The organism is Brevundimonas sp., assembly GCF_051860745.1.
Classification (GTDB): domain Bacteria; phylum Pseudomonadota; class Alphaproteobacteria; order Caulobacterales; family Caulobacteraceae; genus Brevundimonas.
Map to the genome: position 1 here is coordinate 1 of NZ_JBHYDN010000009.1, position 14,570 is coordinate 14,570.

A 14,570-nucleotide genomic window follows, 5' to 3' on the forward strand; every position below is an offset into this window, starting at 1 on the left:
CCAACTACCTCGTCAACTCCGGATACGGTTCCGTGTGAACGAGTCCCGCTCTAGGCGCCTGACGGTCAGCGGACGGACCCAACGTCGGCGCTGGGGCCCTGCCTGATGAAGACAAGTTGTCATTAGTTTGATGGGGTGGATGGCCCCTGTGTCCGGCGTCTGAGCGCCATAGGGTGGCCGTTGATTGAAGCGCCCACCTACGAGGAGCCAACCACCATGAACGCTACCACGATCGGGATTGATCTCGCCAAGTCTGTGTTTCAGGTCCACGGCGTCGACGCCACTGGCCGGGTGACCGTCACGAAGAAGCTGCGCCACGCCGAGGTGATCAAGTTCTTCCAGTCGATCCCGGCATGCCTCGTCGGCATGGAAGCCTGTGCCACCGCGCATTTCTGGGCCCAGCGTCGCCGCTCCGAACTGTGAGGGTGCACAGGGATGATGATGACGATCTGAACGCGGCGCAGGCCAGGACAACCCGAGGTGCTGTCGGAGCCTTGAGCTCGATGGACTGACAGGGACCTGGCTAGCGGACTCCATCAGGGCCAGCGGACATCAGTGCCGCGCCAACAGGCCGGACGGATGACCGCACCCCGACATATCCCGATATCAAACCAAATTCACACTTGCAGCGCAGGGGTCATCCACAGAGGACAGCACCGTCCGGAGAGGTCCCATCGGCGACCGCAGAAATGCGCATAAGCCCCTCTGAGGGGGTCCCACGCGGCGCGGCCCCGTTCGGATTGCTGCAATTGCGAACAACCTACTGTGGACGTTTTTCGGCGAAAACCGTTCGTCTGAGGTGATCATTTGTGGGGATTGCTGCCAATCTTTCCGTTCCCGCAAGTTTTTTCTATCTTTTTTCCAAACTCCCTTGCGCGCTTCGCAGTTGCGGTAAACATTTCGCAAATGCGTAATGTTGTCCTGGGGGATCAAATGACACGACTTCGTATCGGGCTCGCGGGAGCCCCTGTTCTTCTTCTTGGAGGGGTAGCCGGCACGGCTTCGGCAGCCGCAGCGGCGACGCCGGCGCTCCTGGCGCACCAGGCGCCGCTGGCCCTCGACGGGGCGGCGACCGGCTGGATTCTGACATCAACCGCCTTGGTCCTGCTGATGACCTTGCCGGGGCTGGCTTTATTTTACGGCGGCATGGTCCGCCGCAAGAACGTCATCGCCACCATCACCCAGTCGCTGGGCGTGGCTTCCGTGGTCACCCTGGCGTGGTTTATAGCCGGCTATGGCCTGTCGTTCGGCGTCGGCCAGCCCGTCGGCGGCTATTCGGGCGATGAGGTGCAGAGCTACATCGGGTCGTTTCAGGCTCTGTTCCTGAACGGGGTCACGCCGACGACGGCGCACAGCCTGGCGCCGGGCCTGCCGGAGTACCTCTGGATCGCCTACCAGCTGACCTTCGCCATCATCACGCCGGCGCTGATCGCGGGGGCGTTCGCCGAGCGGATTAAATATTCCGGCCTGCTGCTGTTCACTGGCCTGTGGACGCTGCTGGTCTATGCTCCGATCTGTCACTGGGTCTGGGGCGGCGGCTTTCTGGGCTCCGCGGGTGTGCTGGACTTCGCTGGCGGCGCCGTCGTGCATGTCAATGCGGGCGTGGCCGGTCTGGTTTGCGCGATCTTCCTCGGCGCCCGGAAGGGCTACGGCAAGGATAGCATGGTCGCCCACAATCCGGTGCTGACCATGATCGGCGCCTCGCTGCTGCTGGTCGGCTGGATCGGCTTCAACGCCGGCTCGGCCTGGACCGCAGACGCAATCGCCTCGGTCGCTATCCTGAACACCATCCTGGCCGCCATGGCCGGCTCCCTCACCTGGAAGATCGTCGAGGTCATGGAGAAGCGGAAGCCGTCGTTGATCGGCGTGCTGTCCGGACTGATCGCCGGTCTGGTCGCCATCACGCCAGCGGCCGGGCTGGTCGATCCCAAGGGGGCGGTGATCATCGGCCTGGCCTCGGGTCCGGTCTGCTACGCGGCCTCGGTCTGGATCAAGAAGCTGCTGCGTTATGACGACAGCCTCGACGCCTTCGGCATCCACGGCGCCGGCGGCATCCTCGGCGCGCTGTTGACCGGGGTCTTCGCCTCGGCCGCGGTCAACGGCGTGGCCGAGGGCGCGACCCTCGCCAAACAGGCCTGGGGTCTGGGCGTCACCATCGGCTGGAGCGCCGTCGTGACCTTCCTGATCCTGGTCGTCTGCAAGTTCACGACCGGCCTGCGGGTGACCGCCGAACAGGAGCAAGAGGGCCTGGACGGACACCTGCACGGCGAGGTGATGGAAGGCGTCTGACCGTCCCGTCGCCGGCGGTGCGGAGCTTCCCCTCCGCGCCGCCACCAGTATGCGTGAGTCTCGCAAGCCATTAAAAACAAGGGGATACGTTGATGAGAACCGCTCTTGCCTGCGCGGCCGCCGTGGCTACGCTTCTGACCGCCGGGGCCGCCTCGGCCCAGGAAACGCCCGAGATCGCCTGGAACCTCGGCGTGACCACCGACTATGTCTTCCGCGGCTACAGCCAGACTGCTGAAGACCCCGCCATCTTCGGCGGCGTCGATCTGACCGTCGGCAGTTTCTACGCCGGGGCCTGGGCCTCGAACGTCGAATTCGGCGATGACACCGACGCCGAGGTCGACATCTACGGCGGCTATCGGACCGAGGCCGCGGGCTTTGCCGTTGACGTCGGCGTGGTCGGCTATCTGTACGTCTCCGCGCCGGCCGGAGCGGACTATGACTACGCCGAGTTCAAGGCCGCCGTCTCGCGCGCCATCGGACCGGTGACCCTGGGAGCCGCTGCCTACTGGTCGCCCGACTTTTTCGGGGCCGATGAAGAAGCTGTCTATGTCGAGGCCAGCGCCGCCTTTTCGCCGGCGCCGCAATGGACCGTGTCGGGGGCCGTCGGCCACCAGTCGCTGGACGTCAACGCCGACTACGCCACCTGGAACGCCGGGATCGCCTATGCCTTCACCGACCATGTCGCGATCGATGTCCGTTATCACGACACAGACGTAGTCGGCCCGCTATCCGATGATCGCGTGGTGGGCGCGCTCAAATTCCTGTTCTGATATTTGCACTGCACAAGGCGAATCGGTCGGACGTTGCAATCATGTGCGTCTGGCTGGTTTGTTTTTGCGTCATGAGAGGCAAGATGCGCACAACCTGCACGGAAGTTGCCCGATTGCCCGATCGACCTTAAGCCCTGTGCGATAGCGAAAGGATCGAAGTGGCGTCGCTGAACCAGACATTCGTGGTCACGCCGAGGACCGGACCGGCCAGGACGCCGGTGACCGAACGCGTGCGCGATTTTGCGGAAATCTACGCCGACTTCAGCCCTGTGGCCGGGAAGGCCCAGTCCAGCCGTTGCGCACAGTGCGGCGTGCCCTTCTGCCAGACCGGCTGCCCCCTGCAGAACAACATCCCTGACTGGCTGCGCCTCGCCGCCGAGGGTCGCGCCGCGGAGGCCTGGCGTCAGTCCGAGGCGACGTCCACCATGCCCGAAATCTGCGGCCGTATCTGTCCGCAGGACCGGTTGTGCGAGGGGGCCTGCACCCTCGAGCAGTCGGGCTGGGAGACGGTGACCATCGGCTCGGTCGAGCGCTGGCTGGGCGACATGGCTTTCGAGAACGGCTGGGTCGAACCGGTCCGCCCGCGCGTGGAGCGGGGCCAGTCGGTGGGCGTCGTCGGTGCAGGGCCGGCGGGGATGGCGGCTGCGGATCGGCTGCGGTCGGCCGGCTATGCCGTGACCGTCTATGACCGGCACGACCGCGCGGGCGGCCTGCTGATGTATGGCATTCCGGGGTTCAAGCTGGAGAAGCCTGTCGTTCAGCGGCGGCTCGACCGGCTGGCCGAGGGCGGCGTGGCCTTTCGGCTAGGCGTCGACATCGGGGGCTCTGGCGCGAGCGACCTCACGTTCGCGGAGGTGCGGGCGGCGCATGACGCCGTGCTGGTGGCGACCGGGGTCTATCAGGCGCGGCGGCTGACGGCGCCGGGCTGCGGCTCGACCGGGGTGATCGCGGCCCTCGACTATCTGGTCGCCTCGAACCGCAAGGGGTTGGGCGATGCGGTCCCAGCTTTCGACAGCGGCGCCCTGGACGCGGCGGGCAAGCGGGTGGTGGTGATCGGCGGCGGCGACACGGCCATGGACTGCGTGCGCACAGCGGTGCGTCAGGGCGCGGCTTCGGTGACCTGCCTGTATCGGCGCGACCGCGAAAACATGCCGGGCAGCGCGCGCGAGGTCTCCAATGCCGAGGAGGAAGGCGTGGTGTTCGAATGGCTGGCCGCGCCGCGCGCCGTTCTGGGCGGGGCCGACCGGGTGACCGGGGTGCGGGGCCAGCGGATGGCCCTGGCCGCCCAGTCCGCCGACGGTCGCTGGAGTGTCGCGCCGGTTCCGGGCGGGGAGTTCGACCTGGCCGCCGATCTGGTGATCGAGGCCCTGGGCTTCGAGCCCGAGGACATGCCGGGCCTGTTCGCCGAGCCCGACCTGGCCTTGACGGACTGGCGGACCATCCGCACGGCCGGGCACACCAAGGCGACGACGCTGGAAGGCGTGTTCGCCGCCGGGGACATCGTGCGCGGCGCCTCGCTGGTGGTCTGGGCGGTCAGGGACGGGCAGGACGCGGCGGCCGAGATCGACGCCTGGCTGTCCAGCCGTCAGAGGGCGGCGGCATGAGCTTCGATCCGGAACAGTATCAGGCCAACCGACAGCGGTTGATAGACGGCCACGCTTATGATCCGGCGTCCGAGCGTGACGCCTGCGGCGTGGGGCTGGTCGCCGCCATCGACGGCAAGCCGCGCCGCGAGGTCATCGACCTGGCCCTGAAGGCGCTGAAGGCCATCTGGCACCGGGGCGCGGTCGACGCGGACGGCAAGTCAGGCGACGGCGCCGGCTTGTTGATCGGCCTGCCGCGCGCCTTCTTCGAGGCCCAGGTGCGCGACGCCGGGCACGAACCGCGGCCCGGCCCCATCGCCGTCGGGATGATTTTCCTGCCGCGGGTCGACTTGGCGGCGCAGGAGCGGGCCCGCACCATCGTCGAGCGTGAGGTGATGGCAGCGGGCTTCTGGCTCTACGGCTGGCGTCAGGTGCCGACCCATGTGCCGGTGCTGGGCCAGCGCGCCGCCGCGACCCGGCCCGAGATCGAACAGATCATGCTCAGCGCGCCCGACGGTCTGGACGGCGAGGAACTGGAGCGGGCGCTGTATCTGCTGCGCCGCCGGATCGAGGCACGGGCGACGGCCTCGGGCCTGCAGCAATTCTACATCTGCTCCCTGTCGGCGCGGTCGGTCATCTACAAGGGGATGATGTTGGCCCAGGCGCTGGCCGACTTCTATCCGGACCTCACCGACCCGCGGGTCGAGGCCAATGTGGCCCTGTTCCACCAGCGCTATTCGACCAACACCTTCCCCGAATGGCGGCTGGCCCAGCCATTCCGGATGCTGGCCCACAACGGCGAGATCAACACCCTGCGCGGCAACGCCAGCTGGATGCGCAGTCATGAGATCCGCATGACGGCCGAGGCCTTCGGCGCCGATGACGCCACGGTCAAGCCGGTGATCCAGGCCGGAGGTTCGGATTCCGCGGCGCTGGATAATGTCTTCGAAGTACTGGTTCGCGCCGGACGCCCGGCGCCGATGGTCAAGGCCCTGCTGATGCCGGAGGCGCCGATCGAGGGCGTGGTCTCGGACGACCACCGCGCCCTCTACGCCTACTGCAACGCCGTGATGGAGCCGTGGGACGGACCGGCCGCCGTCTGCGCCACCGATGGCCGGTGGGTGGTGGCGGGCAAGGACCGCAACGGCCTGCGCCCGCTGCGGGTCGCCGAAACGGTCGACGGCCTGCTGATCTGTGGCTCCGAGGTAGGGATGACCGGCGTCGCCGACGAGCGGATCAAGCGCCGGCTGCACATCGGCGGCGGGCGGATGATCTCCGTCGATCTGGAGGCGGGCGTCCTCTACGACGAGACCCAGACGGTCGACCGGCTGGCGGCGGCGCTGCCGTATCGCCAGTGGCTGTCGAACATGGTCGAGCTGGAGCCACGCATCGGCCCCGGACCGGAGCCGCGGCGGCTGGCGGGCGAGGCCCTGACGCGTTTCCAGGCCGTGGTCGGCTGGACCCAGGAAGACATCGACACCCTGCTGGATCCCATGGCCGGCGAGGGCAAGGAGGCGGTGGCCTCGATGGGCGACGATGCGCCACCGGCGGTGCTGTCGCATCAGGACCGGCCCTTCGCCCATTATTTCCGTCAGGCCTTCGCCCAGGTGACCAATCCGCCGATCGACCCGCTGCGCGAATCCGGAGCGATGAGTCTGCGGACGCGGTTCAAGAACCTCGGCAACATCCTCGCCCAGGACGAGACCCAGACCCAGGTCTTCGTGCTGGACAGCCCGGTGCTGACGACCGGCATGTACGAGCGGATGCTGGACGTGGTGGGCGCGGGCGCCACCACAATCATCGACTGCACCTTCCCCGCTGGAGAGGGCGGGCTGAAGGGGGCGCTGGACCGCATCCGGGACGAGGCGGTGGCGGCGGCGCGCGGCGGAGCGGGCCTGATCGTCCTGACCGATGAACGGATGGGAGAGAACCGGCCGCTGATCCCGATGATCTTGGCGACCGCCGCCGTGCATGGCCGGCTGGTGGACGAAGGCTTGCGCACCTTCTGCTCGCTCGTCGTGCGCGCGGCCGAGGCCATCGACGCCCACGCCTTTGCGGTGCTGGTCGGGGTGGGCGCCACGGCGGTCAACGGCTGGCTGGCGCAGGAGACCTTTCTCGAACGTCTGGAGGGTGGGCGCTATCCGGGTCTGACGCTGCGTGAGGCCTGCCTGAACCACAAGGCGGCGGTTGAGGCCGGGCTGATGAAGATTCTGGCCAAGAAGGGCATTTCCGTCATCTCGGCCTATCGCGGGGCCTGCGAGTTCGAGGCTCTGGGGCTGTCGCGGGCGCTGGTGGCGGAGTTCTTCCCCGGCATGACCTCGCGCATCTCAGGCATCGGCCTGGCGGGGATCGAGGCCCAGGTTGTTCGCAAGACGGCACGGGGATTCGAGGCCTGGCGCCCGTCGCTGCGCATCGGCGGCTCGCACCGTATCCGGGCGGGCGAGGAGACCCACGGCTGGGACGCCGAACTGATTCACCGGCTGCAGGATGCGACCACGCGCGGCGACTACGGGCGGTTCAAGGCCTACAGCCGCCGGGTGCGGGAACTGCCGTCGACCGCCCTGCGCGACCTGCTGGATTTCCGCGAGGCCGTTCCCGTCGCCGTGGACGAGGTCGAGAGCGTCAACGACATCCGCCGGCGCTTCGTCACCCCCGGCATGTCTCTCGGCGCCCTGTCGCCCGAGGCCCATGAGACGCTCAACATCGCCATGAACCGGATCGGGGCCCGCTCGGTCTCCGGCGAGGGCGGCGAGGATCCGGCGCGCTATACGCCGCGCCCGAACGGCGACAACGCCAACAGCGCGGTCAAGCAGATCGCCTCGGGCCGGTTCGGCGTCACCGCCGAATATCTGAACCAGTGCCGCGAGATCGAGATCAAGGTGGCCCAGGGCGCCAAGCCGGGCGAGGGCGGCCAGCTCCCCGGTTTCAAGGTCACCGAATTCATCGCCCGGATGCGCCATTCGACGCCGGGCGTGGGGCTGATCAGCCCGCCGCCGCACCATGACGTCTATTCGATCGAGGACTTGGCCCAGCTGATCTACGACCTGAAACAGGTCAATCCGGACGCGCGGGTGACGGTCAAACTGGTGTCCCAGTCGGGCATCGGCGCGGTGGCGGCGGGGGTGGCCAAGGCCAAGGCCGACGTCATCCTGATCGCCGGGCACAACGGCGGCACCGGGGCCTCGGCGCTGGGGTCGATCAAACACGCCGGCATGCCGTGGGAACTGGGGCTGTCCGAGGCGCATCAGGTGCTGAGTCTCAACGGTCTGCGCGGTCGGGTGCGGCTGCGCACGGACGGCGGACTGCGCACCGGGCGGGACATCGTCATCGCCGCCATGCTGGGGGCCGAGGAGTTCGGCATCGGCACGGCCAGCCTGATCGCCGTCGGCTGTCTGATGGTGCGCCAGTGCCATTCCAACACCTGTCCGGTCGGGGTCTGCGTCCAGGACGAGCGGCTGCGCGCCATGTTCACGGGCACGCCCGACAAGGTGGTCAATCTGTTCAGCTTCATCGCCGAAGAGACGCGCGAGGTGCTGGCCTCGCTGGGCCTGCGGTCGCTGCACGAGGCGGTCGGGCGGACCGATCTGCTGCGTCAGGTGTCGCGGGGCGACGCCGATCTGGACGACCTCGACCTCAACCCTCTGCTGGTGCGGGTCGGGGAGGGCGAGGTGCGTTGCGCCGAAGCGCCCTACAACGCCGTGCCCGACACCCTAGACGCCCGCATCATCGAGGACGCGGCGCGCTTCCTCGACCGCCGGGAGAAGATGTCCCTGACCTATGCCGTGACCAATACCCAACGGGCCATCGGCGCACGCATCTCTTCGCACATCGTGCGGCGCTACGGTTCAAACCTGCCCGCCAGCCATTTGACTCTGAAATTGCGCGGGGCGGCGGGCCAGTCGCTGGCGGCCTGGGGCATGACCGGCCTGCGCATCGAGCTAGACGGCGAGGCCAATGACTATGTGGGCAAGGGGCTGTCGGGCGCCGAGGTCATCGTGCGGCCGACCTCGTGGGCGGTCGGCGAGGCCCTGATCGGAAACACCTGCCTGTACGGCGCCACCTCCGGCGCCCTGTTCGCGGCGGGCGCGGCAGGTGAGCGGTTTGCGGTCAGAAACTCCGGGGCAACCGCAGTGGTCGAGGGCTGCGGGGCGCATGGCTGCGAATATATGACCGGCGGGACAGTGGTGATCCTCGGCGCGACCGGGTGGAATTTCGGCGCCGGCATGTCCGGCGGAGAGGCGTTCATCCACGACCCCCACGGGACCGCGCCTCTCCGCTTCAATGCGGACTCGGTGGTGGGCGGCCCGGTCATCGGCATGGCGGCGATCCGTTTGCGGGCCCTAATCGCACGCCATGCTGTGGAGACCTGTTCGCCGAATGCGCAGCGCCTCCTCGAAACCTGGCCTGATTGCGTCGCCCGATTCCGCCATGTCCTGCCGCGGCTCGAAAGGCAGTTTGAGGGCACCGTGGTTGCAAATCTGGCTCCGCGGTAATCTCGACTGTGGATCGGCGTCCAAAACGCAACCCCCTGCCATTTCGTTAACTGACGGGTATGAATGAATAAAAATCCGCTTGGGGTATGTTCCCGCACGTTGCCGATCTTCTACCGCCTACGGCTGGAACCCCCTTTAGATCAGCCATTTGGCCAGAGTTGATGGGGTCCCCGATTTGGAGACCGATCTACATCCACCACTCTTGCAGACCATCTCTCCATATGCCCGCGGCGACGGAGCCGGCTGCGGTGCTTCAGCCGCCTCGCGATCAGCAGTTCGAACTTGATCGTCCAGCAGCAGATCGTCTCGTAACTAACGTCAATGCCCCGCTGCGCCATCAGCTCCTCGACGCCACGAAAACTCTGGCTGAAGCGTCAATAGAGCCGGATCGCGCGGCGGATGAAATCCGGCGGAAAGCGGTGGCGCTTTAACAAGATCGGCTTCACGAAACTTCATCCCCATCAGCGGTTTAGGCCGCCCCTAGTGAAGACAAATTAGTGTTATCCTGACAGCACGAGCGAGGAGTCCGCCTGAGCGGACTGGCGCTCCCCGGATTTACGGCCGGCGATGCATTCGCCGGAAGTCCTGTCGCACTTCGCCCAGGGCAATCCTTGCGTTCGGAAGCCAATTCTCTCCGTGCTGCGCAATATTGTTGCAAAAACATCTTGCGCCGCAGCAAACTATGGGTATCCTTCGACCGAACTGGAGCTTCTACGTGGCCAACCGCGCCAACATTGCTGACACCGTCGCCGCCGTGATGGCGACTGCGACGGTGCGCGCGTCAGACGCCCGATTTGCCCTCAGCACCCTTATTCTCGCTGTATCGATTGTGCTGCTCCCCGGAGCGGTGTGGATGCACGCAACCTGACCTAACGCAAAATCAGGATCGCTCGCAGCCACCCGCTCCCGAAAGGAAGCGGGTTTTTTGTTGCGCGCGGTCCGGAACTCTCCGGAACCGACTTCGCCAATGACGCAAGATTTCACCTCAGACGATCGACCGCCGAATGCACGCAGCCGCGCCGTCACGGCCGGCCCCAACCGCGCCGCGGCCCGCAGCTATCTGCGCGCGGCCGGTATGCAGGACGCCGACTTCGACAAGCCGATGATCGCGGTGGTCAACACCTGGTCGTCGGTGACCCCCTGCAACATGCATCTGGACCGGCTGGCGGACGATGTGCGCGCGGGGATCCGGGCGGCGGGCGGCTGGCCGGTCGACTTCAACACCATCGTCGTCACCGATGGCATCTCCATGGGCACGGCGGGGATGAAGGCCTCGCTGATCAGCCGCGAGGTCGTCGCCGACTCGATCGAACTGGCGGTCGAGGGACATCAGCTGGACGGCGTCATCTGCATCGTCGGCTGCGACAAGACCATCCCGGCGGCGGCCATGGCCCTGGCGCGCATGGATATCCCCGGACTGGTCTACTACGGCGGCACCATCCTGCCGGGCCGGATCGGCGCCCGCGAGGTCTCGGTCCAGGACATCTTCGAGGCCATCGGGGCCCACGCCGCCGGGGCCCTGGACGACGCCGGGCTGAAGGCGGTCGAGAGCGCTGTTTGCCCCGGCGCCGGAGCCTGCGGCGGCCAGTTCACGGCTAACACCATGGCCATGGCCCTGACGATCATGGGCCTGTCGCCGATGGGCGCCAACGACGTGCCCGCCGTCGATCCGGGCAAGGCGGCCGAGGGCGAGCGTTGCGGTCGCCTGATCGTCGAGCGGGTCTTCGCCGGCGAAACGGCCCGCAAATACATCACCCGCGCCAGCCTGAAGAACGCCGCCGCCGCTGTCTCCGCCTCCGGCGGATCGACCAATGCTGTGATGCACCTGACCGCCATCGCGGCCGAGGCCGGCGTCGCCTTCGGCGTCGAGGACTGCCACCAGGCCTGTGTCGAGACCCCCGTCATCTGCGACCTGAAGCCGGGCGGACGGTTCCTGGCGTCGCATCTGTTCGCGGCCGGCGGCACGCGGCTGGTCGCCCAACGGCTGGCGGCTGCCGGCAAGATCGTCAACGCGCCGACGGTCAGCGGCCGCAGCCTGTTCGCGGAGGCCGCCGAGGCGGACGAGACGCCGGGCCAGCAGGTGGTGGCCACGGTCGACGCACCGGTGACGGCGCGCGGCTCCTACGCCGTTCTGTACGGGGCCATCGCGCCGGACGGCGCCGTCATCAAGCTGACCGGCCACAAGGTCGACCGCTTCGAGGGGCCCGCCTGCGTCTTTGACTGCGAGGAAGACGCCTTCCACGCCGTGCAGGATGGCTCGGTCGGCGAGGGCGACGTCATCGTCATCCGCTACGAGGGGCCGAAGGGCGGCCCCGGCATGCGCGAGATGCTGCAGGTCACGGCGGCGCTGAAGGGACGGGGCATCAACGACGTGGCCCTGATCACCGACGGCCGCTTCTCGGGCGCCAGCTATGGCTTTGTGGCCGGCCATGTCTCGCCGGAAGCGGCGGCCGGCGGCCCCATCGCCCTGATCCGCGACGACGACCGCATCACCATCGACGTGACCGCCCGCAGCATCGACGTCGACGCCGACCTGACGGCGCGGCGCGCGGGCTTCGTCCCGAAACAAGCCAGCCCGGCGCACGGCGTCTTCGCCAAATACCGCGCCTCGGTCGCCTCGGCGTCCCAGGGCGCCGTCACCATTCCCAACCCGCCGCCGGCCCAAATCCGCGCCGACATCAAAGCTCACGAGGACGCCTGACATGGCCATCACCATCTACACCAATGACGATATTCGACCGGGGGCCATCGCCGGCCAACGCATCGCCATCATCGGCTATGGGTCCCAGGGTCGCGCGCACGCGCAGAACCTGAAGGACTCGGGCCATGACGTGGTCGCCGGCGTGCGCCACGGCGGCAAGGGCTGGAGGAACGCCACCGCCGACGGCGTTCCGACCGCCGAGCCCGCCGACGCCGTTCGCGATGCCGACATCATCGCCATCCTGACGCCCGACATGGCCCAGGCCGAGGTCTATCGCGACATCATCGAGCCGAACGCCAAGCCCGGCGCGGCCATCCTGTTCGCCCACGGTTTTTCGATCATCTACGGCCGGATCACCCCGCGCGCCGACATGGACGTCATCCTGGTCGCGCCGAAGGGACCGGGCGATCTGGTCCGCCGCGAATACCAGCGCGGCCGCGGCGTCCCCTCCCTGTTCGCCATCGAGCAGGACGCCACCGGCAAGGCCCGTGACCGCGCCATGGGCTACGCCAAGGGCAACGGCGGCGCGACCGGCGGCCTGCTGGAGACCACCTTCCGCGAGGAGACCGAGACCGACCTGTTCGGCGAGCAGGCGGTCCTGTGCGGCGGGGCCAAGGAGCTGGTCATGTCGGGCTTCAACACCCTGGTAGAGGCCGGCTACCAGCCCGAGATCGCCTATTTCGAATGTATGCACGAGCTGAAGCTGATCGTGGACCTGTTCTACGAGGGCGGCATCACCCGGATGAACGAGTTCATCTCGGAAACGGCGAAATGGGGCTCGGTCAAGTCCGGTCCGCGCATCATCACCGACGAAACCCGCGCCCGGATGAAGACCATCCTGGACGAGATCCAGTCGGGTCAGTTCGCCAGCGAATGGATCGCCGAGAACGAGGCCGGCAAGCCCCGCTACGACGCCTGGGTCCAGGCCGACAGCGAACAGCCGATCGAAAAGACCGGGGCGAAGCTGCGCGAACGCATGGCCTGGCTGCACGCGCCTCAAGGCCCGGCCACCGCGGAAGCCGCCTGACCCATGACCTCCGCCGCCGCCTTCAAGCCAGCCGCCGAACCCGCGCCCCGATCGGGCGCACGGCTGCTCGTCTCCACCCTGGAGCGGCTGGGGGTGGAGGTGGTGTTCGGCTATCCCGGCGGCGCCATCATGCCGGTCTATGACGCCCTGACCGGATCATCACTGCGTCACATCCTGGTGCGTCACGAACAGGCCGCCGCCTTCGCCGCCGACGCCTACGCCAGGCGCAGCGGCAGGGTTGGGGTCTGTCTGGCCACCTCGGGGCCGGGCGCCACCAACCTGATCACCGGCATCGCCAATGCGATGATGGATTCCGTCCCGATCGTCTGCATCACCGGCAATGTCGCCCAGGCCGTCATGGGCACCGACGCCTTCCAGGAGATCGATATCCTGGGCGTCACCCTGCCGATCGTGAAGCACAGCATTCTGGTCCGCGATCCGGCGGACGTGCCGGCCGCCGTGGAGGAGGCCTTCCATATCGCCGCCTCGGGACGCCCCGGGCCGGTCCTGATCGACCTGCCCAAGGATGTCCAGGTCGGCCAGACGACCCAAGACTTCGGCTTCCACTATCCCAACGCCGTCATTCCGGTTGACCACGATGCGATCGCCCGCGCCGCTGAAGCGATCCGCCAGGCGGAGCGGCCGCTGATTTATGTCGGCGGCGGGGTGAAGATCGGCGGCGCCGTCGACCAGCTGCGCGCCTTCGCCGAGACGACCGGCATCCCGTCGGTCTCGACCCTCAACGCCCTGGGCTCGATCGCCACGGACGCCCCCGGCGCCCTGGGCATGCTGGGCATGCACGGCACGCGCGCGGCCAATGAGGCGGTGCAGGAGACGGACCTGCTGATCGTCTTCGGCGCCCGGTTCGACGACCGCGCCACCGGCAAGCTGGCCGAGTTCGCGCCCCATGCCCGCGTCGTGCATTTCGACATCGACGCGTCCGAGATCGGCAAGCTGCGCCAGACGCAGATCGCGGTGGCCGGCGAGCTGCCCGCCGGGATCGAGGCCCTGACCGCGCATCTGGCCGGCGCGCCGCTGCGGATCGATCCGTGGATGATGCGCTGCGCCGCGCGCGCCGCGCGGACGGCCTTCCGCTATGACGCCCCGGGCGAGGGCGTCTACGCCCCGGCCCTGCTGAAGGCGATCTCGGAGGCGGCCGGCGACGACTTCGTCGCGGCCTGCGACGTCGGCCAGCACCAGATGTGGGCGGCCCAGCACTGCCGCTTCGCACGACCCGAAGCCCATCTGACCTCCGGCGGGCTGGGGGCCATGGGCTTCGGTCTGCCAGCGGGGATCGGCGCCAAACTGGCTGATCCGGATGCGACCGTGGTCGTCGTCGCCGGTGACGGCGGCTTCATGATGAACGTCCAGGAACTGGCGACGCTGCGCCGCTACGGCGTCGGCGTGAAAATCCTGCTGCTGGACAACAGTTCGCTGGGCCTGGTCCGCCAGTGGCAGGAGCTGTTCTTCAATCAGAACTATTCCGAGGTCGACCTGTCGGACAATCCGGACTTCGTGAAGGTGGCCGAGGCCTTCGGAATCGAAGCCTTCCGAATTAGCCGGCGCGAGGAGGTCACGGCGGGGATCGCCCGCCTGCTGGCCGCCGACGGCCCCTGCCTCGCGCATGTGATCATCGATCCCCGGGAGAATGTGTGGCCGCTGGTCCCGCCCGGAAAGAACAACGCCGAAATGATGGAAGGCGCCTGA

The 14,570-nt window shown here is 67.8% G+C and carries 8 protein-coding genes and 1 pseudogene; all 9 read left to right on the forward strand.

Annotated features, from left to right (window positions below; translation table 11 throughout):
• Nucleotides 1–216 precede the first annotated feature (216 nt).
• Nucleotides 217–402 (forward strand): annotated as a pseudogene (locus tag ACTIEW_RS10770) (IS110 family transposase); the annotation flags it as partial.
• Nucleotides 403–933: 531 nt separating this feature from the next.
• Nucleotides 934–2,289 carry an ammonium transporter gene (locus ACTIEW_RS10775; RefSeq protein ID WP_439477901.1) on the forward strand — a complete coding sequence of 452 codons (1,356 nt, stop codon included), beginning with the start codon at nt 934–936 and terminating at the stop codon, nt 2,287–2,289.
• 92 nt (nt 2,290–2,381) lie between these two features.
• Nucleotides 2,382–3,059, forward strand: a complete 678-nt coding sequence (locus tag ACTIEW_RS10780; RefSeq protein WP_439477902.1) for a TorF family putative porin — start codon at nt 2,382–2,384, stop codon at nt 3,057–3,059.
• Between the two features lie 158 nt (nt 3,060–3,217).
• Complete coding sequence (locus ACTIEW_RS10785) at nt 3,218–4,663, forward strand: NAD(P)-dependent oxidoreductase (RefSeq protein WP_439477903.1); 1,446 nt, start codon at nt 3,218–3,220, stop codon at nt 4,661–4,663.
• On the forward strand, nt 4,660–9,135 hold the full coding sequence (gltB, locus tag ACTIEW_RS10790; RefSeq protein ID WP_439477904.1) for a glutamate synthase large subunit: 4,476 nt from the start codon (nt 4,660–4,662) through the stop codon (nt 9,133–9,135). The genes ACTIEW_RS10785 and gltB overlap by 4 nt, the downstream gene beginning before the upstream one ends.
• Before the next feature lie 652 nt (nt 9,136–9,787).
• Nucleotides 9,788–10,003 (forward strand): hypothetical protein, encoded by a 216-nt coding sequence (locus ACTIEW_RS10795; RefSeq protein WP_439477905.1) that lies wholly within the window; start codon nt 9,788–9,790, stop codon nt 10,001–10,003.
• 99 nt (nt 10,004–10,102) lie between these two features.
• Entirely contained in the window at nt 10,103–11,836 is a 1,734-nt protein-coding gene (locus ACTIEW_RS10800) for a dihydroxy-acid dehydratase (RefSeq protein ID WP_439477906.1), read from the forward strand.
• A 7-nt stretch (nt 11,837–11,843) separates the two neighbouring features.
• A complete protein-coding gene (gene ilvC / locus ACTIEW_RS10805) occupies nt 11,844–12,863 on the forward strand; it encodes a ketol-acid reductoisomerase (RefSeq protein ID WP_439478028.1) in 1,020 nt (339 codons plus the stop codon).
• Nucleotides 12,864–12,866: 3 nt separating this feature from the next.
• Complete coding sequence (gene ilvG, locus ACTIEW_RS10810) at nt 12,867–14,570, forward strand: acetolactate synthase 2 catalytic subunit (RefSeq protein WP_439477907.1); 1,704 nt, start codon at nt 12,867–12,869, stop codon at nt 14,568–14,570.

Excerpts from the sequence above, each read along its gene's own strand:
- ACTIEW_RS10775 (WP_439477901.1), top strand. The coding sequence starts at position 934 with ATGACACGACTTCGTATCGGGCTCGCGGGAGCCCCTGTTCTTCTTCTT.
- ACTIEW_RS10780 (WP_439477902.1), top strand. The coding sequence starts at position 2,382 with ATGAGAACCGCTCTTGCCTGCGCGGCCGCCGTGGCTACGCTTCTGACC.
- gltB (WP_439477904.1), top strand. The coding sequence starts at position 4,660 with ATGAGCTTCGATCCGGAACAGTATCAGGCCAACCGACAGCGGTTGATA.
- ACTIEW_RS10800 (WP_439477906.1), top strand. The coding sequence starts at position 10,103 with ATGACGCAAGATTTCACCTCAGACGATCGACCGCCGAATGCACGCAGC.
- ilvG (WP_439477907.1), top strand. The coding sequence starts at position 12,867 with ATGACCTCCGCCGCCGCCTTCAAGCCAGCCGCCGAACCCGCGCCCCGA.